Source organism: Saccharothrix sp. S26, from assembly GCF_021390395.1.
Classification (GTDB): Bacteria; Actinomycetota; Actinomycetes; order Mycobacteriales; family Pseudonocardiaceae; genus Actinosynnema.
Genome location: NZ_JAJUWT010000010.1, coordinates 143,129 through 162,568, shown reverse-complemented (window position 1 = coordinate 162,568; position 19,440 = coordinate 143,129). Strand labels below are relative to the sequence as shown.

18 protein-coding genes and 1 pseudogene are annotated in these 19,440 nt (G+C 71.2%); 7 read left to right on the top strand and 12 right to left on the bottom strand.

All coding sequences use genetic code 11. The features are described 5' to 3' along the window. The first annotated feature begins 170 nt into the window (after positions 1-170). Positions 171-1,523 (top strand): YibE/F family protein, encoded by a 1,353-nt coding sequence (locus tag LZG04_RS17905; protein ID WP_233818409.1) that lies wholly within the window; start codon positions 171-173, stop codon positions 1,521-1,523. Here LZG04_RS17905 and LZG04_RS17900 read toward each other — a convergent pair. Next, a complete protein-coding gene (locus tag LZG04_RS17900) occupies positions 1,450-1,812 on the bottom strand; it encodes a DUF1304 domain-containing protein (protein ID WP_233818407.1) in 363 nt (120 codons plus the stop codon). The two genes, LZG04_RS17905 and LZG04_RS17900, sit on opposite strands and share 74 nt — an antisense overlap. Positions 1,813-1,831: 19 nt before the next feature. On the opposite strand from LZG04_RS17900, the gene LZG04_RS17895 reads away from it, so the two are divergent. After that, entirely contained in the window at positions 1,832-2,284 is a 453-nt protein-coding gene (locus LZG04_RS17895) for a hypothetical protein (RefSeq protein ID WP_233818405.1), read from the top strand. A 24-nt stretch (positions 2,285-2,308) separates the two neighbouring features. Then, positions 2,309-3,172 carry a spermidine synthase gene (locus tag LZG04_RS17890; RefSeq protein WP_233818403.1) on the top strand — a complete coding sequence of 288 codons (864 nt, stop codon included), beginning with the start codon at positions 2,309-2,311 and terminating at the stop codon, positions 3,170-3,172. A gap of 289 nt (positions 3,173-3,461) precedes the next feature. Here the strand turns inward: LZG04_RS17890 and LZG04_RS17885 are convergent, their stop codons facing one another. Genes LZG04_RS17885 through LZG04_RS17875 form a run of 3 tightly spaced genes read right to left on the bottom strand, consistent with a single transcriptional unit; the run spans position 3,462 to position 6,056 of the window. Continuing rightward, positions 3,462-4,091 (bottom strand): hypothetical protein, encoded by a 630-nt coding sequence (locus LZG04_RS17885; RefSeq protein ID WP_233818400.1) that lies wholly within the window; start codon positions 4,089-4,091, stop codon positions 3,462-3,464. Further along, the gene (hisS, locus tag LZG04_RS17880) at positions 4,088-5,350 is read right to left on the bottom strand and encodes a histidine--tRNA ligase (protein ID WP_233818398.1); all 1,263 of its coding nucleotides are present in this window, start codon (positions 5,348-5,350) and stop codon (positions 4,088-4,090) included. The genes LZG04_RS17885 and hisS overlap by 4 nt, the downstream gene beginning before the upstream one ends. 4 nt (positions 5,351-5,354) lie before the next feature. Next, positions 5,355-6,056, bottom strand: coding sequence for an MBL fold metallo-hydrolase (locus LZG04_RS17875; RefSeq protein ID WP_233818397.1), 702 nt, complete (start codon positions 6,054-6,056; stop codon positions 5,355-5,357). A 145-nt stretch (positions 6,057-6,201) separates the two neighbouring features. Here LZG04_RS17875 and LZG04_RS17870 point away from each other — a divergent pair, with 145 nt between their 5' ends. Then, positions 6,202-7,065 (top strand): peptidylprolyl isomerase, encoded by an 864-nt coding sequence (locus tag LZG04_RS17870; RefSeq protein WP_233818395.1) that lies wholly within the window; start codon positions 6,202-6,204, stop codon positions 7,063-7,065. Positions 7,066-7,235: 170 nt separating this feature from the next. Then, positions 7,236-7,400, top strand: a complete 165-nt coding sequence (locus LZG04_RS17865) for a hypothetical protein (protein WP_233818392.1) — start codon at positions 7,236-7,238, stop codon at positions 7,398-7,400. A 311-nt stretch (positions 7,401-7,711) separates the two neighbouring features. Here LZG04_RS17865 and LZG04_RS17860 read toward each other — a convergent pair whose 3' ends face one another. The 8 genes and pseudogenes from LZG04_RS17860 to ruvC all read right to left on the bottom strand — a co-directional run. Next, on the bottom strand, positions 7,712-10,012 hold the full coding sequence (locus LZG04_RS17860) for a bifunctional (p)ppGpp synthetase/guanosine-3',5'-bis(diphosphate) 3'-pyrophosphohydrolase (protein ID WP_233818390.1): 2,301 nt from the start codon (positions 10,010-10,012) through the stop codon (positions 7,712-7,714). Between the two features lie 233 nt (positions 10,013-10,245). Further along, positions 10,246-10,764 carry an adenine phosphoribosyltransferase gene (locus tag LZG04_RS17855; protein WP_233818388.1) on the bottom strand — a complete coding sequence of 173 codons (519 nt, stop codon included), beginning with the start codon at positions 10,762-10,764 and terminating at the stop codon, positions 10,246-10,248. After that, the gene (secF, locus tag LZG04_RS17850) at positions 10,761-11,957 is read right to left on the bottom strand and encodes a protein translocase subunit SecF (protein WP_233818386.1); all 1,197 of its coding nucleotides are present in this window, start codon (positions 11,955-11,957) and stop codon (positions 10,761-10,763) included. Before secF ends, LZG04_RS17855 begins: the two co-directional genes overlap by 4 nt. A 1-nt stretch (position 11,958) precedes the next feature. Beyond that, positions 11,959-13,800 (bottom strand): protein translocase subunit SecD, encoded by a 1,842-nt coding sequence (gene secD, locus LZG04_RS17845; protein WP_233818384.1) that lies wholly within the window; start codon positions 13,798-13,800, stop codon positions 11,959-11,961. 140 nt (positions 13,801-13,940) lie between these two features. Then, entirely contained in the window at positions 13,941-14,306 is a 366-nt protein-coding gene (yajC, locus tag LZG04_RS17840; protein ID WP_233818382.1) for a preprotein translocase subunit YajC, read from the bottom strand. A 97-nt stretch (positions 14,307-14,403) separates the two neighbouring features. After that, on the bottom strand, positions 14,404-15,456 hold the full coding sequence (ruvB, locus tag LZG04_RS17835; protein WP_233818380.1) for a Holliday junction branch migration DNA helicase RuvB: 1,053 nt from the start codon (positions 15,454-15,456) through the stop codon (positions 14,404-14,406). Then, the gene (gene ruvA, locus LZG04_RS17830; RefSeq protein ID WP_233818379.1) at positions 15,453-16,043 is read right to left on the bottom strand and encodes a Holliday junction branch migration protein RuvA; all 591 of its coding nucleotides are present in this window, start codon (positions 16,041-16,043) and stop codon (positions 15,453-15,455) included. Before ruvA ends, ruvB begins: the two co-directional genes overlap by 4 nt. 665 nt (positions 16,044-16,708) lie before the next feature. After that, positions 16,709-17,275, bottom strand: a pseudogene (gene ruvC / locus LZG04_RS17825) (crossover junction endodeoxyribonuclease RuvC); the annotation flags it as partial. 180 nt (positions 17,276-17,455) lie between these two features. Here ruvC and LZG04_RS17820 point away from each other — a divergent pair. Together LZG04_RS17820 and LZG04_RS17815 are read left to right on the top strand one after the other, a co-directional pair. Beyond that, positions 17,456-18,979 carry a GGDEF domain-containing protein gene (locus LZG04_RS17820; protein ID WP_233818377.1) on the top strand — a complete coding sequence of 508 codons (1,524 nt, stop codon included), beginning with the start codon at positions 17,456-17,458 and terminating at the stop codon, positions 18,977-18,979. After that, positions 18,976-19,440 carry a cupin domain-containing protein gene (locus tag LZG04_RS17815; RefSeq protein ID WP_233818375.1) on the top strand — a complete coding sequence of 155 codons (465 nt, stop codon included), beginning with the start codon at positions 18,976-18,978 and terminating at the stop codon, positions 19,438-19,440. The genes LZG04_RS17820 and LZG04_RS17815 overlap by 4 nt, the downstream gene beginning before the upstream one ends.

The window sequence follows — 19,440 nt, the reverse complement described above, 5'->3', positions numbered from 1 at the left end:
GGCACCGAAGGGGACGCGGCTGAAGGGTTCACCCCGGAATTCGCACTGAAGTGTCCGACATGCGGACGTACGGGGTGGACGGGCAGGATGTGCGCGTGCGCGCAAAGGATCTCATCGCCGCCCATGGACACGGTCATGGGCACGGCCCCGTCGAGCCCGCTTCCCGACCTGTGCGCAAGCTCCTGCTGGTCCTGCTGCTGCCGTTCGTGCTGGCGACCGTGGTCGGCGCGCTGGTGCTGTACCCGTTCGGGCACGAGCAGCGCACGGGCGCGCAGGCCGGGCTGGCACAGGTGCCGGTGCGTGGCGACGTGACCGCGGTGGCGCAGGGCGGGTGCGGTCCCGACCAGGGCGAGCCGGGGGCCACCGGGTGCGTGCTGGTCACCGTGAAGATGAGCGACGGCGCGGCGGCGGGTCGGGAAGTCCGGGTGCCGGTGCCCGACCAGCCGGGCACGCCGAAGTTCGCCGTGGGTGACGCGGTCGTGCTGTCCTACGGCGGCGGCGACCCGAACGACAGCACCTCCTACCAGCTCGCCGACTTCCAGCGCGGCGTGCCGTTGCTGCTGCTGGCGGTGCTGTTCGCGGCGGCGGTGCTGCTGCTGGGGCGCTGGCAGGGGTTGGCGGCGCTGGGCGCGCTGGTGTTGAGCTTCGTGGTGCTGGTGCTGTTCGTGCTGCCGGCCATCCTGGCCGGGGAGAGCCCGCTGACCGTGGCGGTGGTCGGCGCGGGGCTGATCATGTTCGTGGTGCTGTACCTGACGCACGGGTTGAGCGCCCGCACGTCCACGGCGGTGCTGGGCACGTTGACGAGCCTGGCGCTGATCGGCGTGCTGGGTGCGGTGTTCTCGGCGTTCGGCAAGCTGACCGGGTTGGACCAGGAGACGGCGAACCTGGTGTCGCTGCTCGGGCACGGCATCGACACGCGGGGGCTGCTGCTGGCGGGCACGATCATCGGCGCGCTGGGCGTGCTGGACGACGTGACGGTGACGCAGACCAGCGCCGTGTGGGAGCTGCGGCGGGCCAACCCGTCACTGGGGTTCCGGGAGCTGTACGCGGCGGGGTCGCGGATCGGGCGCGACCACCTGTCGTCGGTGGTCAACACGCTGGTCATGGCGTACGCGGGCGCGGCGCTGCCGTTGCTGCTGGCGTTCACGCTGTCGGGGCGGACGCTGGGCGAGATCCTGACCGCGCAGGAGGTGGCGCAGGAGGTCGTGCGGACGTTGGTGGGCAGCATCGGGTTGGTCGCGGCGGTGCCGATCACGACGGCGGTGGCGGCGTTCGTCGCGGGGAAGGAGCCGGTGCCCGAGTCGGTCGAGGCCGGTGGGGTGATCGAGGCCGATGAGGGTGAAGCTGGTGAGGGTGAAGCCGGTGAGCCGCGGGCCTTGTGGCGGCGGCACGTCCGGGGGGACCTGCGCACCGGGTACGACCCGGCCAAGGGGCCGTGGCGGCGTCCGGCTACCGGGCAAGCACCACCAGCAGCAACGCGATCGCGGCGGGGACGGACTGCACGACCAGGATCCGACGGCTGACCGTCGCCGCGCCGTACAGGCCCGCGATGATCACGCAGATCAGGAAGAACACGGCGAACGCGAACCCGGTCGTGCCGCGGGCGATCAAGGAGAAGATCAGGCCGGCGGCGAGGAACCCGTTGTACAGGCCCTGGTTGGCGGCGAGCACCTTCGACTCGGCGGCGAACTCCGGCGTGGTGCCGAACGTCGCACGCCCGCGCGGGGTGTTCCAGAGGAACATCTCCAGCACGACGATGTAGAGGTGGATGGCCGCGACGAGCGCGGTGAGGACGTCAGCGGCGATCTGCACGGATCGGTACCGTACCGGCATGCTGCGGACCGTGCTGGGGTTGGCGGCCCGGGTCGCCACCGGGTTGGTGTCGGGCGTGGCGGCGTTGCCGCGGATCGCCGACGCGCTGGAGCGGCTGACCCCGTTGGCGCGGGAGTTGCCGCAGCTCGCGGAGCTGCGCGGGACGTTGGAGCGGTTGGAGCAGCTCGCCACGTTCCTGGCCAACGAGATGCCCGAGGCGTTGCACCAGTTGGAGGCGGCCCACCGGCAGTTGGCGCAGCTCTCGCCCGAGATCGCGGCGCTGGCGGGCAGCACCGGCAAGCTCGACGAGTCGATCCAGGTGCTGGCGGGCGCGCTCGGGCCGTTGCAGGGCACGGCGGAGCGGTTGGGGCGGTTGGTCGACCGCCTGCCGAACCGCAAGCCGCCGGACCGCGAGCTGCCGAGCGGTGAGAGCGCGCGGGTGCTGCCCGGGTCGGCCGTCGCGGATACGTGAGCGACCGTCGGGGATAATCAGAAGGTGGGACGGATCCGGAAAGCCGACGAGACCATCAGCAGGGAGGTCGACTCGGGCATCGCGGAACTGATCCCCGATCCCGACGTGCCCAGGGCGTGGATGCTGCGCCTGAACGGCACCCCGCAGTCGCACGTCGACCTGGACGACCCGACGCACCTGGAGTTCGAGTACCTGCGGCGGCTGGGCCACGTGGCGGACCTCGTCGCGCCGGGCAGCGAGCCGATCCGGGCGCTGCACCTGGGCGGGGGCGCGCTCACGCTGCCCCGGTACATCGCGGTGACGCGGCCGCGGTCCAGCCAGCAGGTGGTGGAGATCGACGCGGCGTTGATCGACCTGGTCCGGGGCGTCCTGCCGTTGGACCGGAACTGGCGGTTGCGGATTCGCAACGGGGACGCGCGGGCGGTGCTGGAGAAAGCGCCTGAGGGTGCGTTCGACCTGGTGGTGACGGACGTGTTCGCCGGGGCGCGGACACCCGCGCACCTGACGTCGGTGGAGTTCGTGTCGTTGGCCTCTCGGGCGTTGCGGGGCGCGGGCGTGTACGCGGCGAACATCGGTGATGGGGGGAAGTTGGCGTTCGCCAAGGCCCAGGCGGCGACGGTTCGGGCGGTGTTCCCGCACGTGTGCGTGCTGGCGGAGCCGGCGGTGTTCCGGGGGCGCAGGTTCGGCAACTTCGTGCTGGTCGGGTCGCACGTGGAGTTGCCGGTGGCGGCGTTGACGCGGTTGACGGCCGGTGACCCGTTCCCGGGGCGGGTGGAGCACGACGAGTCGCTGGTCCGGTTCATCGGTGGCGTGCCGGCGATGACGGATGCGACGGCCACGCAGTCGCCGCCGCCGCCCAAGGGGACGTGGGGGTTGCCGGATGAGTGATGCGTGAGAAGTAAGAGATTGAAGGATTAAAGAGCCCTCGCCGGACGGGCAGATCAGCAGGATGACCCAAATACTCCGGCATGTTCCTGTTGCGTTGCGGGTCGGGTTTCGTGTCATCCCGCCGACCTCCACAAGGGCTACCACACGCGTCAAGTGCGGCGCGGGCCATCAGTGAAGGCCGTGGGTATCGGTGAACCCGCGCCCCCCTTGACACGTGCGGTAGGGCTGCGCCAGGTCGGCGGGATGACACGAAGCCCTCCCTTTGGGGAAGGGAGGGCCAGTGGACGCGTCAGGATTGGTCGAGGGTGGCGACGAAGCGGGAGATGGCTTCGGGGTTCAGTTTTTGGGCGAGGCGGCCGGTAGGGGCCAGGGAGCCCAGTTTGTAGAGGGGGCGGTCGGCGGCGGCGAGGCCCCTGGCTTCGGCGCGGAGTTGGGCGACCAGCAGTTCGGAGAAGACCAGGCCCGGGGCGTCGCCGCGGCCGGCCAGGACGTCGGCCAGCTTGCGGAGCGGGAGGACGCCCTGTTCGCGGCCTCCCGTGCCGGCGTAGATGGCCAGGGCCAGGTTGATCGCCTTGCCGCCGCCGCGGACGAAGAGGCCCACGGTGCGGGTACCGCGGACGTCGGTGACGAGCAGGTCCAGTTGGTCGGCGGTGTGCAGGTCGACCGAGCGGGTGCCGAAGGCGCGGACCGAGAGGACGTGGCCTTCCAGCCAGACTCGGCGGCGGGCTTCCGACCAGGCCAGCAGGAGCAGGGGGACGGCGAAGATCGCGGCGGTGACGAGGCCCGCGGTGCGGCCGGCGAGCAGGCCCAGCAACCCGCCGAAGGCGGCGGCGACGATCAGCGCGCCGATGGCGACCGTCCGGGCGCGTTTGCGCACCGCCTTCGGGTCGAGCAGGTCAAGGGCAATCCGCTCGCTCACCGGCCCAACGCCTCCAGCACCGAGGTCACCACGTCCGCCAGCGGCACCTCGCGCTGGTCGCCCGACGCCAACTCCTTCACCTGCACGACGCCGGCCTCGATGTCGCGTTCGCCGAGGACGAGGGCGAAGCGCGCGCCGGAGCGGTCAGCGCCCTTCATCGCGCCCTTGAGGCCCTTGCCGCCGTAGGACAGGTCGAACCGGACGCCGGCGGCGCGCAGCGGGGCGGACAGGGCGACCAGACGGGACTTCGCGGCCTCGCCGAGCGGCACGCCGTAGACGTCGCAGCGGGTCTCGTCGCCCGGGGTCACGCCCTCGACCTGGCAGGCCAGCAGTGCCCGGTCGACGCCGAGGCCGAAGCCGACACCGGACAGCGGCTGGCCGCCCAACTGCTCCATCAGGCCGTCGTAACGGCCCCCGCCGCCGATGCCGGACTGCGCGCCGAGGCCGTCGTGCACGAACTCGAACGTCGTCTTCGTGTAGTAGTCCAGGCCGCGCACCATCCGCGGGTTCTCCACGAACTTCACGCCCAGGTCGTTGAGGTAGCCCTTGACCTGCTCGTAGTGGGCGAGGGACTCGGCCGACAGGTTGTCCACCATGAGCGGGGCGTCGGCGACGAGCTCGCGGACCTCGGGGCGCTTGTCGTCCAGCACGCGCAGGGGGTTCAGCTCGGCACGTCGCCTGGTCTCGTCGTCCAGCGGCAGCTTCGCGAGGAAGGCCTGGAGCTTCTCGCGGTACTGGGGGCGGCACGTGGAGTCGCCGAGTGAGGTCAGTTCGAGGCGGAAGCCGGTCAGGCCCAGGGCGCGGAAGCCGGCGTCGGCGACGGCGATGACCTCGGCGTCCAGGGCGGGGTCGTCGACGCCGATCGCCTCGATGCCGACCTGGTGGAACTGGCGGTAGCGGCCGGCCTGGGGTTGTTCGGCGCGGAAGAACTGGCCGGCGTAGGCCAGCTTGACCGGGAGTTGGCCGCGGTCCAGGCCGTGTTCGATGACGGCCCGCATCACGCCGGCGGTGCCCTCGGGCCGCAGCGTGATCGACCGCCCGCCGCGGTCGGTGAAGGTGTACATCTCCTTGCTGACCACATCGGTCGACTCGCCGACGCCGCGCGCGAACAGCGAGGTGTCCTCGAAGACCGGCAGCTCGATGTAGCCGTAGCCGGCGCGGCGGGCGGACGCCACGAGCGTGTCGCGCACCGCCAGGAACTGCGCGGAGGTCGGCGGGAAGTAGTCGGGCACGCCCTTGGGCGCGGCAAACGTCGTCACGGTTCTACAGTCCTCGGTGAGGGGCGGCCGGCGCGTCCGGTGAGCCCAGTTCCAGCAGGAACGGGTTGCTCGCGCGCTCGCGGCCGATGGTCGTCGTCGGTCCGTGGCCGGGCAGGACCACCGTGTCGTCGGCCAACGTCAGCACCTTCGTGCGCAGCGACGTCAGCATCTCGCGGTGGTTGCCGCCCGGCAGGTCGGTGCGTCCGATGGAGCCGGCGAAGAGGGTGTCGCCGGACAGCACGAGCCGTCCGCCCTCCTCGGTGCCGGCGCGGAACATCACCGACCCGCCGGTATGGCCCGGTGTGTGGTCGACGGTCAGCCGGAGGCCGGCCAGGTCCAGCTCGACGCCGTCGGCCAGCTCGCGCACCTCGCGCGGCTCCCGCATCTCCAGGTTGCCGCCGAAGAACGCCATCGACTGGGCGCTGATGCCCTTGAGCGGGTCGGCCAGCATCCCGCGGTCGTCGGGGTGGATCCACGCGGGGATGTCGTTGCCGTCGCAGACCGGCGCGACGGAGAACGCGTGGTCGAAGTGGCCGTGGGTCAGCAGCACGGCGACCGGGGACAGCCGGTGCTCGCGCAGCGCCTCGGCGATCGGCTCGGCCGCGTCCTGGCCGGGGTCGACCACCACGCACGCCTCCCCCGCGCCCGCGGCCAGCACGTAGCAGTTGGCCTGGAGGGCGCCGGTCGGGAACCCGATCACGAGCACGGGACTACCTCTCGACGGCAACGGATCGACAACGGATCCCGGTGGACCCCGTTCGCCAGCCTATCCGGCATACACCAGTCACATGCGTGCCCCCTAGACTGCTGACCGATCGTCGCCGTCGACGCAGAGATCAGGGAGGTTGCAGGTGCCGACCAACGTGCAGCGCCGCGAGCAGGCCAAGCGGAAGCTGGAACGCCAGCTCGTCCGCAGGGCGGAGCGCGCGAAGCGGCGCCGGGTGATCGCCGTGGTCGCGACGGCGGTCACCGTCGTCGTGGTCGCGGGCGGTGTGTACTTCCTCGCCACGACCGACTTCAGCAGCACCGGCGACGACACCGCCGCGGCCAGCTCCACCTCGGCCGCCCCGATCCAGATCCCGACCGAGGTCAAGGCGCTGCCGACGCGCCCGACCCCCATCGCGGACCCGGCGACCTGCGAGTACCGGCCGTCGAAGGAGCCCGCGTCCAAGGAGGGCACGAAGGCCCCCGAGGGCAGCGCCCCCGCGACCGGCACCGCCACCGCCACCATCAAGGCCAACATCGGCGACCTGAAGCTGACCCTGGACCGCGCCCTCGCGCCGTGCGCGGTGAACAGCTTCGTCAACCTGGCCAAGCAGGGCTACTACGACGGCAGCACCTGCCACCGCATCGGCACCGAGGGCCTGCAGATGCTCCAGTGCGGCGACCCGACCGGCACGGGCACCGGCGGCCCCGGCTACACGTTCGACAACGAGACCTGGCCGGAACTGACCTACGGCCGCGGCTACCTGGCCATGGCCAACGCCGGCGCCGACCCGGAGACCCAGAAGGGCACCAACGGCAGCCAGTTCTTCATCGTCTACGGCGACGCCCAGCTCTCGCCCGACTACACGGTCTTCGGCAGCCTGGACGAAGACGGTCTCAAGCTGATCGACGAGGTCGCCCGCGCCGGCCACGACGGCTCCTTCGACCCCTCCCCCGGCGGCGGCAAGCCGAACAAGGAAGTCAAGTTCGAGTCCGTCACCATCGCCTGACCCGCCACGCGAACACCAGGGGCCCGCTACTCGGGAGAGGAGTAGCGGGCCCCTGCGTCTTCCCCGTCGACCACCAGGCCGACGTCCCGGATCGTGACATCCCCCGATGACGTATCACTGACGCGACCCGACCTGTTGATTTTCGATAGATATCGCGCGACACTCGATATATGACCTTCTTCGTCGCAGGCTTCATGACCGTGCTGGGCATCGCCGGTGTCATCCTCGGAGGGGCCGACGACTCACCGGGCCTCCAGGGCATCGGGCTCCTGCTCATCCTCGGCGCGATCGCCTACACGGTGAAATCCGTCCGCACCACCCGACGGAACCGCTAGCCGCGCCGTCCCTGCGAGCCATCGCAACCTGCGAGCCATCGCAAAAGGAGGGCTTCGTGTCATCCCGCCGACCTGGCGCAGCCCTACCGCACGTGTCAAGGGGGGCGCGGGTTCACCGATACCCACGGCCTTCACTGATGGCCCGCGCCCCCCTTGACGCGTGTGGTAGCCCTTGTGGAGGTCGGCGGGATGACACGAAACCCGACCCACAACGCAACAGGAACATCCCGCAGTAGTCGGGGTCATCCTGCTGATCTGCCCGTCCGGCGAGGACTCTTTTGATCTTCCTCTTTTAATCTTTTACCTGCGCCCTACGACGCCGACGTCACCCGATACACGTCGTACACGCCCTCAACACTCCGCACCGCCTTCAACACGTGACCGAGGTGCTTCGGATCGCCCATCTCGAACGAGAAGCGCGACACCGCCACCCGGTCCCGCGACGTCGTCACCGACGCCGACAGGATGTTGACCTTCTCGTCGGCGAGCACCTTCGTCACGTCCGACAGCAACCGGTGCCTGTCCAGCGCCTCCACCTGGATCGCCACCAGGAACACCGAGGACGACGACGGGGCCCACTCGACGTCCAGCAACCGCTCGGGCGTCTTCAGCAGCTCGTCCGCGTTCGTGCAGTCGGTCCGGTGCACGGACACCCCGCCGCCACGCGTCACGAAACCCAGGATGTCGTCCCCCGGCACCGGCGTGCAGCACCGCGCCAGCTTCACCCACACGTCGGCCGCGTCCTTGACGATGACGCCGGCGTCACCGGTGACCCGTCGCCGAGCCACCGTGGACGGCGTCGAGCGCTCTGCCAGCTCGTCCTCGGCGTGCTCGACCCCGCCGAGCTGCGCCACCAGCCGCTGCACGACGTGCCGGGCGGAGGTGTGGCCCTCCCCCACGGCCGCGTACAGCGCCGACACGTCGGGGTAGTGCAGCTCCTTCGACAGCGCGCCCATCGAATCGGCCGAGACCAGCCGCTGCAAGGGCAGCCCGACGCGTCGGACCTCCTTCGCGATGGCGTCCTTGCCGACCTCGATGGCCTCTTCCTTGCGCTCCTTCGCGAACCACTGCTTGATCTTCGCCTTGGCCCTGGGCGACGCCGCGAACGACAGCCAGTCGCGGGACGGCCCCGCGCCCTCGGCCTTCGAGGTGAAGATCTCGATGACCTCGCCGTTCTCGAGCTTGCGCTCCAGCGCGACCAGCCGGCCGTTCACCCGTGCCCCGATGCACCGGTGACCCACCTCGGTGTGCACGGCGTAGGCGAAGTCCACCGGCGTCGACCCGGTCGGCAACGTCACCACGTCGCCCTTCGGCGTGAAGACGAAGATCTCCCGCGCGGCCAGGTCGAACCGCAGCGACTCCAGGAACTCGCCGGGGTCGGCGGCCTCCCGCTGCCAGTCCAGCAGCTGCCGCATCCAGGCCATCTCGTCGACCTCGACGCCCTTGCCGCTGTGCGTGCCGCGCGTCTCCTTGTACCGCCAGTGCGCCGCGATGCCGTACTCGGCGGTCCGGTGCATGTCGTAGGTCCGGATCTGCACTTCCAGCGGCTTGCCGTCCGGTCCGATGACGGTCGTGTGCAACGACTGGTAGACGCCGAACCGGGGCTGCGCGATGTAGTCCTTGAACCGGCCGGGCATGGGCTGCCACAGCGCGTGCACCACGCCCATGGCCGCGTAGCAGTCGCGCACCTCGTCCACCTGGATGCGCACGCCGACCAGGTCGTGGATGTCGTCGAAGTCCCGACCGCGCACGATCATCTTCTGGTGGATCGAGTAGTAGTGCTTGGGCCTGCCCTCGACCTTGGCGGTGATCTGCGCACCGGCCAACTGCTGGGACAGCTCCTTGATCACGCCGCCGAGGTAGGTGTCGCGGGACGGGGCGCGGTTGGCCACCAGGCGCACGATCTCGTCGTACTTCTTGGGCTGGAGGATCGCGAACGCCAGGTCCTCCAGCTCCCACTTCACCGTCGCCATGCCGAGCCGGTGCGCCAGCGGGGCCAGCACCTCCAGCGTCTCGCGCGCCTTGCGGGCCTGCTTCTCGGGCGGCAGGAACCGCATGGTGCGCATGTTGTGCAGGCGGTCGGCGAGCTTGATGACCAGCACCCGGGGGTCCTTGGCCATGGCGATGACCATCTTGCGGATGGTCTCGGCCTCGGCCGCCGCGCCGAGCTTGACCTTGTCCAGCTTCGTGACGCCGTCGACCAGCAGCGCGACCTCGTTGCCGAAGTCGACCCGCAGCTGGTCCAGCGAGTAGTCGGTGTCCTCCACCGTGTCGTGCAGCAGGGCCGCGACCAGCGTGGTCGTGTCCATGCCCAGCTCGGCCAGGATGGTCGCCACGGCCAGCGGGTGGGTGATGTAGGGGTCGCCGGACTTGCGCCGCTGGGGTCGGTGCTTCTCCTCCGCGACGTCGTAGGCGTGCTGGAGCAGCGCCAGGTCGGCCTTCGGGTGCAGGTCGCGGTGGACGGCGGCCAGCGGTTCGAGCACCTGCTTGACCGGCGCGGCGCGCTGGGCGGTGATCCGACGTGCCAGCCGCGCGCGCACGCGCCTCGTCGCCGACGGCGGCCGTGCGGGCACGGGCTGCGACGTCTGGGCGGGTTCGGTGTCCTGGCTCAACCACGCTCCTCGGGTCTAGGAACCGAGGATAACTCCGTTGCGGGGCCTGCCTCGGCAACGAGCCGATGAGCGGTGCGGTTCACACGACGAGCAGCAGTTGTGAATCAGCCCGACCAATCGCCGCCCACCAGGCTGAACGCCCCCAACGGCCGACCTGTGGCCACCGGCCGGAGGTGTCGAAAACCAGGTCAGCGGGCCTGCCGGGACCGGGTCACGCCGTCAGCAGGACGTCGTCACACCGTCAGCAGGGCGTTGACCTCTCGACCGACCAGCCGTTCACGCCCGCCCAGCCCGGGGATCTCCAGCACCACCGACACACCCGTCACCACACCACCGGCCCGCTCGACCAGCTCGCACGCCGCCGCGGCCGTCCCGCCGGTCGCCAGCACGTCGTCCACCACGACGACGTGCTGACCGGGCACGATGGCCTCCGCGGGCAGCTCCAGGGTGGCCGTCCCGTACTCCAGGTCGTAGGTGACCCGGTGCGCCACGGCCGGCAGCTTGCCCGGCTTGCGCAGCGGCACGACGCCGTAGTGCCAGCCGTAGCCGAGCGCCGCGCCCAGCAGGAAGCCGCGCGACTCGATCGCGGCCACCACCTGGGTGTCGGGGTGGATCTTGTCCTGCAGGGCGTCGACCACGGAGCGCAGCGCGTCCGGGTCGGCGAGGACCGGCGTGAGGTCCCGGAACACGACCCCCGGCAGGGGGAAGTCCGGGACCTCACGCAGCAGCCCTAGGGCGCGATCGAGCTTCAACGGTGCTTCTTGCCCGTCGGACGACGCCGCGCGTCGCTTGCCTTGCCGGTCCGCGTGGGCACGCCCGCCGCGGCCGCCATGGCCTTCTCCTTGCGCAACTCGGCCTGCAACGACTCGTCGTCGGTCGACTCCACGACGTCACCGCCCGCGACCTCGCCCGCGGTGGCCTCACCGGCGGCGGCCTTGCGGGCCAGGTTCGCCCGGCGCGCCTGCACCCGAGCGGCCTGCGCCTTGTAACGGGCGTCGCGCATCTTCAGGTCCACCGCGACCGGGGTCGCGATGAAGATCGAGGACAGCGCGCCGATCGCGATACCGGTGAGCTGCACCAGCGCCAGGTCCTTCAGCGTGCCGACGCCGAGCAGGCCGACGCCGATCGCGAGCAGGCCCAGCACCGGCAGCAGCGCGATCAACGAGGTGTTGATCGACCGCATCAGGGTCTGGTTGACCGCCAGGTTCGCGGCCTCGCCGTAGGTGCGGCGGGTCAGGCCGAGCAGGCCGCGGGTGTTCTCCCGGACCTTGTCGAACACGACCACCGTGTCGTACAGCGAGAAGCCGAGAATGGTGAGCAGGCCGATGACCGTGGCCGGCGAGACCTCGAAGCCGACCAGCGAGTACACGCCCGCCGTGATCAGCACGTCGTGCAGCACCGCGACGAGCGCGGCGATCGCCATCGACAGCTCGAAGTACAGCGCCAGGAAGATCATCACGGCGACGAAGAACACCAACAGCGCGATCAACGCCTGGCTGGTGATCTCACCGCCCCACGAGGCCGAGACGGCGCTGTCGCTGATCGCCTGCGTGCCGCCGTTGGGCTTGAGGTCGTCGTTGAGCGCGGTCTTGAGCGTCGCGACCTGGTCGGCGTTCAGCGTCTCCGACCGGATCTGGATGGTCGCCGAGTCGCCCGTGCCCACGGTCTGCGTGGCGGCGGGCTCCTTGCCGAGGGCCTTCTCGAACGACTCCTTGGCCGCCTCGACGCTGATCGTGCCCGACGAGCTGGTGGCGGGCATCTGGATGCGCGTGCCACCGGTGAAGTCGATGCCGCGGTTGAAGCCCTTCAACACGATCGACAGGACGCAGACCAGCAGGATGACCCCGAAGATCACGTACCAGCGCTTGCGCTTGCCGACGATGTCGAACGCGCCGTTGCCGACGTAGAGGCGATGGAAGACGCCTGCCTTCTTCGTCTCGGCCACGTCAGACCTCCTTCACAGCGGTGCTCTTCGCACCCGACAGCGCGCGGTCGTCGACCGCCGCTTGGACGGCGCCGCCCAGACCCACGAGCCTCGGGTTCGACAGGCGCTTCGACTTGGAGATCATGCTGACCAGCGGGTGCGTGACCAGGAAGACCACGACCAGGTCGAGCACGGTCGACATGCCGAGGGTGAACGCGAAGCCCTTCACCTGGCCGACGGCGATCACGTACAGGATGGCCGAGGCCAGGAAGCTGACCGCGTCCGCGGACAGGATCGTGCGGCGGGAGCGGACCCAGGCGCGCGGCACCGCGGACCGGAACGACCGGCCCTCGCGCATCTCGTCCTTGAGCCGTTCGAAGAACACCACGAACGAGTCCGCGGTGATACCGATCGACACGATGAAACCGGCGATGCCCGCGAGGTCGAGGGTGAAGCCGATCAAGCGACCCAGCAGCACCAGCACGGCGTAGACGACCACACCGGACAGGGCCAGCGACAGGATCGTCAGCACGCCCAGCAGGCGGTAGTAGAACAGGCAGTAGATGAACACCAGCAGCAGGCCGATGCCGCCGGCGATCAGACCGGCCTCCAGCGAGGCCAGGCCCAGCGTCGCGGACACCGTCTCGGCCTCGGAGGCCTCGAACGACAGCGGCAGCGAGCCGTACTTGAGCACGTTGGCGAGGCTGGTGGCGTCCGCCTGGCTGAACTTGCCGCTGATCTGCGTCGAACCGCCGAGGATGGGCTCGTTGATGTTCGGCGCGGACACGACCTGGCTGTCGAGCACGACGGCGACCTGCTGCGAGACGTTCGCCGAGGTGAACTGGCCCCACTTCTTGCCGCCCTCGCCCTTGAAGGTGAGGTCGACCACGAAGCCCGCGCCCTGCGGGTCGGTGCCGGCGACCGCGTTGTCGATGTCCTCACCGGTCAGCCGCGAGTACAGGCTGAAGTCGTCGTCCTTCACGCTGCCGTCGGTGGGCGGGGTGACGGGCGCGAGCACGTACTTCTCGGTGCGGTCCTGGTTGCAGGTCAGCAGCGGCAGCGCCGGGTCGTCGTTGCCGATGAGCGGGTCGACCGTGGGGCAGGTGAACGCGCCGAGCGCCTGGGACACGGTCTGCGCGTCCAGCGTCGTCAGCTGCGGGTCCTGCCGGCAGGTGCGGGACTCCTCGATGGCCTTGGTCGGGTCGTCGGAGTACTGGCCCTGGAACACCGCGCGGCAGTCGACCTGCGACTGGGCGGGCGGCTGCTCCGCGGGCGCGGACGGGTCGGCGGGCGGCGTCGTCGTCTCGGCCGGCGGGGTCGTCGTCTCCGGCTGGCCTTCGAGCGCCGGGGCCGGGCGGCCCTGGGCGGTCGTGGTCGGCGCGGCGGAACCCGCGGTCTCGGTCGGCGCGGCCGAACCCGACGTGGACGGCGCGGCGGAACCCGAGGTGGACGGGGTGCTGCTCGGCGCGGGCTCCGGCGCGTTGGGCACCGGCGAGCCGATGACCTTGCGGAAGTTCAGCTTCGCCGTCTGGCCGAGGCGCTTGGCGCCCTCGCTGTCCGAGCCGGGGACCGTGATGACCAGGTTGGTGCCGTCACGGATGACCTCGGGACCGGCCACGCCCAGACCGTTGACGCGCGTCTCGATGAGCGCGCGCGCCTGGTTGAGCGACTCTTCCGAGGGCGTTTTCCCATCAGGAGCCCGGGCGGTCAGCGTGACACGGGTGCCACCCTGGAGGTCGATGCCGAGCTTGGGTGTCGCCTTGCCGTTCCCGGTGAAGAACACCAGGGAGTACAGCGCGACCACGATGAGGACAAATGCGCCCAGGTACTTCGCGGGGCGGATTTGCCCGGCCGGAGGTGCCACGGTCCGTCCGTCTCCTGATAGTTGACAAGGTCAGCGAGGCCGCAGCGTACCCCTGATGGTGTGAGCTGCGCGTCACTGCCTGGAGTCGGCACGTTGACAGTTGCCGGCTCCAGGCCGAGGGGTTCGCTGGTTACTGCGGGTTACTTCTTGCTCTCCTGCTGTGCGCGGGCGACGTCGGCGGTCTCGTCGACGGCGTCGGCGTCCTCGACGTCGTCCACGACCGCGTCGGTCTCGGTGTCCACGACAACCTTCTCGCGGATGGCCTGGCGGAGCCAAGTGGTCACCACGCCGTCGGCGATCTCGAGGTCGATCGTGTTGTCTTCGTCGTTCACGCCGGCCACCGTCGCGTACAGCCCGGAGGTGGTCATGACCCGGTCACCCGGCTCCAGGGAGTTCAGCAGCGCCTGCTGTTCGGCGACGGCCCGCTTCTGCTTGCGGGCGCTGAGGAACAGCGGCACCGCGAGCAGCACGAGCAGCAGCGGGAACATCAAGGAGGACAGGTCCATCATTCTCCGATCAACCGGACGGGCGGGTGCGATCAGCGCCCGGTACGTCCGAATTTCTGGGGTGCCGCTGCCGATTGTGCCAGGTGAGTTGTCCCGATCACTCGGTGGCGTCGTCGAACAGGGATCGGGTGGCCTCCCCCGGCGCGTGCGACGGGGGCTGGAGGCCGAGGTGCAACCAGGCGGCGGCGGTGGCGACCCGACCACGCGGCGTGCGGGCCAGCATGCCCGCGCGCACCAGGTAGGGCTCGCAGACCTCCTCGACCGTGGTCGGCTCCTCACCCACCGCGACGGCCAGCGTGGAGACGCCGACGGGGCCTCCACCGAACGAGCGGACCAGCGCGCCCAGGACCGCCCGGTCCAACCGGTCCAGGCCCAGCTCGTCCACGTCGTAGACGCGCAGGGCGTCGCGGGCGACCTCCAGGGTCACCGCGCCGTCCGCCCGCACCTCTGCGTAGTCCCGAACCCGGCGGAGCAGGCGGTTGGCGATGCGGGGCGTGCCGCGGGAGCGGCCGGCGATCTCCCGGCCGCCGTCCTCGCGCAGGTCGACGCCGAGGATGCGGGCCGACCGGCGGACGATGAGCTCCAGCTCGTCGGCGCTGTAGAACTCCATGTGCCCGGTGAAGCCGAACCGGTCGCGCAGCGGCCCGGTCAGCGCGCCGGACCGGGTGGTGGCCCCGACCAGCGTGAACGGGGCGATGTCGAGGGGGATGCTGGTCGCGCCGGGCCCCTTGCCGACGACCACGTCGACGCGGAAGTCCTCCATCGCCAGGTAGAGCATCTCCTCGGCGGGCCGGGCCATCCGGTGGATCTCGTCGATGAACAGCACGTCGCCCTCGACCAGGTTGGACAGCATCGCGGCGAGGTCGCCCGCGCGTTCCAGGGCGGGGCCGGAGGTGATGCGCAGTGACGCGCCCAGCTCGGCGGCGATGATCATGGCGAGGCTGGTCTTGCCCAGGCCGGGCGGGCCGGACAGCAGCACGTGGTCGGGCGGCGCGCCGCGTTGCATCGCGCCGCGCAGGACCAGTTCGAGCTGTTCGCGGACCTTGGGCTGGCCGACGAACTCGTGCAGGTCCTTCGGCCGCAGCGTGGTCTCGAGATCCCGTTCGGTCGGGTCGGGCAGCGGGTTGAGGGTGTCGTCTTCGTAGTTCATCGCTTGCGACCCAGGGCGGCCAGGGACCGGCGGAGGACCTCGGAGGTGCCCAGCGCGCCGTCGGCGGCCAGCACCGCGTCCACGGCCTGCTCGGCCTGCTTGGCGGGGAAGCCGAGGCCGAGCAGGGCCTCGGTGACCTGGGCGCGGACCTGGCCGGTGTCGCCGGTGGCGCTCGGGGCGGGCGCGAGCTGGCCGACCTTGTCGCGCAGCTCGATGATGAGGCGCTCGGCGCCCTTGCGGCCGATGCCGGGCACTTGGGTGAGCACGGTGATGTTGCCCTCGGCGAGGGCGGCGCGCAGCTTGTCCGGTTCGAGGACGGCCAGCGTGGCCAGGGCGAGGCGGGGCCCGATGCCGGACACCGTCTGCAACAGCCCGAACAGCTCCCGCGCCTCGGTGTCGGCGAAGCCGAAGAGGGTCAGCGAGTCCTCGCGCACGACCAGCGCCGTGGCCAGTTGGGTCTCCTCGCCCCGGCGCAGGGTGGCGAGCGTGGCCGGGGTGGCCTGCACGGCGTAGCCGACGCCGCCGACCTCGACGACGACGTGGTCGAGCCCGATGGACAGCACCTGCCCGCGCAGCGACGAGATCACTGACCCCTACCTCCGGTCTTCCCAGCTCCGGCCGACTTCGACCGGGCCCCAATCTTGGCCGCCCCCGCCGACCCGGCCTCAACCGGCATGGCCTTGCCCCTCGCGGGCCGCGCCGACCCCGCCCTCACCGGTGCCGCCTCCGGCCCGGCTTGCACGGCTGCCTCCACCTCAGCGGCCGGCACGTTCTTCCCCGCCCGCACCGCAGCCGCGCCCTTCGCCGCCGCACCTGCGCTTGCCGCCGCAGCCGCCTTCGCCGCCGCGCCCGACACCGCGGACCGAGCCGCAACCACACCCCGCGCCGCATCCGCACTCGTGGCAGACACCGCACCCCGCGCCGCAGCCGCCGCGCTTGTCACCGCATCCGCACTCGTGGCAGACACCGCACCCCGCGCCGCAGCCGCCGCGCTTGTCACCGCATCCGCACTCGTGGCCGACACCGCACCCCGCGCCGCCGCCACCTCACCGGCCGACCCCGCGCCCTCCCCTGCCCGCGCTGCCCTTACCCGCACCGCGGCCTCAGCCGGAACCGCGCCCTCCCCCGCCGCAGCCCCGCCTGTCGCCGCAGCCGCGCCTGTCGCCGCAGCCGCGCTCGTGGCCGACACCGCGCCCTTCGCCGTCCCCGCCGGGCCGGCCCCCATCCGCGCACCTCGGCCGCGCGTCGGGGTGGCCGTCGCCTTCACCTCGGCCTGCGCCAGCCGCGCGCGGTGGGTGCGGGCGATCTCGGCGGCCTTGGCCCGGGCCTCCTCCAGCCTCGACCGCATCGGCGCGCGCCACAGGTGGCAGATGGCCAGGGCGAGCGCGTCGGCGGCGTCGGCGGGCTTCGGGGCGGTCTTCAGGCCGAGCAGCTTGGTCACCATGGCGGTGACCTGCGCCTTGTCCGCCCGACCCGAGCCGGTCACGGCGGCCTTGACCTCGCTCGGCGTGTGGAACACCACCGGCAGCCCGCGCCGCGCGGCCGACAGGGCGACCACGCCGCCCGCCTGCGCCGTCCCCATCGCGGTGCGCACGTTGTGCTGGCTGAACACCCGCTCGATGGCCACCACCTGCGGCTCGTAGCGGTCCAGCCACTGCTCGACGGCGTCGGAGAGCTGGAGCAGCCGCAACGCCAGGTCGGCGTCCGCGGGGGTGCGCACGACGTCCACGGCGACCGGCCGCACGGTCCGACCGGCACCGCCGTCGACCACGCCGAACCCGCACCGGGTCAGGCCGGGGTCGACTCCGAACACGCGCACGCTGGTCCCCTCCATCGCCGGCGAACACCAGTTCGAAACCTTAGAGGGTGATCAGGGCGGGCCGTCCCAGTGACACGCGCACGGTGACCAACAGACACCCCCAGATCGACACAGCGTCACCGGGTCATTACAGTGGCTCGGTCAGCTGATCGACTCCAGTGGCGGCATGAGCGGGGTGCCATGACCCTGAGGCGGTTCGGCATCATCTCCGGTGCCGTCTGCGCCCTGGTCGTCGTCCTCGTCTGCCTCGTCGTTTCCGGGGTGTTCGACCGGCCCGCGTCGGTCGCGATCGACAAGTTCACCCAGCTGCTGGCCTCGACCGCGGCGATGGTGTCGTACTGGCGGGCCGCACGGCGGCGGCAGGGCGTGGCGCGGCGCTGGCGGCTGTGGATGGTCGCGGCGATGGCGAGCCTGGTCGTCGGGCTGGCCGTGTGGATCTGGGGCCAGGTGTTCCTCGGGGTGTCGCTGCCCTCGTCCACGCTCGCGCCCATCGGGTTCATGCTCGTGCCCGTGCTCACGCTGTGCGCGATCCTCGTGCTGGCGCACGGCGGCTCGGGCAAGCTGCCCGGCCACCGCAGCAAGCTGGTGGTGGCGCTGGACGGCCTGATCGTCGTCGGCTCGCTGTTCGTGCTCACGTGGGTGTCGCTGCTGGAGTCGATGGTCCGCGCGTGGGCCACTTCCGGCCCCGGTTTCGCGACCGTGGTGGCGCACCCGGCGGCCTACCTGGTGATGCTCGTCGTGCTGCTGGTGTCGTCGTGGACGCACCGGTCGGTGCGGCAGCTCCCGGTGCTGTTCATCGCGTTGGCAGGGCTGGCGCAGTCGGCGTCGGGCTGGGTGTTCGCGTACCTGGTGAGCAAGGGCGCGACCGCCATCCCGACCGCCGCGGACATCGGGTTCATGGTGTGCCCGGCGTTGTTCTTCCTCAGCTCCGTCGCACCCGGCAACACCGCGCGGGAACGGGTCGGCGCGACCAGGCTGCGCGCGGGCGAGCTGCTGCACCTGCTGGTGCCGTACCTGCCCATGCTGGTCACGGGCCTGTTCATCGTGGTCGGCACGGCGACCGGCGTGCGGCTCAACCCGCTGGAGATCTACGTCGGGCTCGGCGTGGTGCTGCTGGTGATCGCCCGGCAGCTGCTGACCCTGATCGACAACGTGCGGCTGCTGGAGCAGCTGCGCGACAGCCGGGAACGGCTGCGCCACCAGGCCTACCACGACCCGTTGACCGGGGTGGCGAACCGGGTGCTGTTCCGGGAACGGCTGGACGCGGCGCTGGCCGGCACGTCGCCGGTGGTGGTGCTGTTCATCGACGTGGACGGGTTCAAGGACGTCAACGACAACTACGGCCACGCCGAGGGCGACGCGGTGCTGCGGATCGTGGCGTCGCGGTTGCAGGCGTGCGTCCGGTCGCAGGACGTGGTGGCGCGACTGGGCGGTGACGAGTTCGGCGTGCTGGTCGACGGCTACTCGCAGCCGCCGGAGGAGATCGGGCGGCGGGTGCTGGCCGCGTTGCACGAGCCGCACCGGACCGCGCACGGCTCGCACGTGATCCGCGCGTCGGTCGGCATCTCGCACCGCGAGGCGTTCGACCCGTCGTTGACCGCCGACGACCTGATCGGCACGGCCGACGCGGCGATGTACACGGCCAAGCGGCTGGGCAAGGGGATCGTCGTGGTGCACGGATCGGTGGAGGCGGAGCTGTCGTGAACGGGGTGCCTGCGTTGACGGCCGAACAGGTCATCGCGGAGCTGGGGCTGGTCGAGCTGCCGGTGGAGGGCGGGTGGTTCGGCCAGTCGTGGCGCTCACCCGAGGTCTCGGCGATCCACTACCTGCTGCGCGAGGGCGAGTTCTCCGGCGTGCACAAGCTCGACCACGTGGAGATCTACGCCCACCACGTCGGCGCGCCGTTGCGGATGCTGCTGCTGCACCCGGACGGCACGGTGACCACGCCGGTGCTCGGCCCCGATCTCGCCGCGGGACAACGCCCGCAGGTGGTGGTGCCCGCCGGGGTGTGGCAGGCGAGCGAGCCGGACGGCGGCTGGTCGTTGGTCGGCACGGTCGTGGTGCCGCCCTACACCGACGACGTCGTCACGTTCGGTGAGGCCGACACCCTCGCCCCGCGCTACCCCTCGCACGCCGACCTGGTCCGCCGCCTCTGCCGGCGCTGA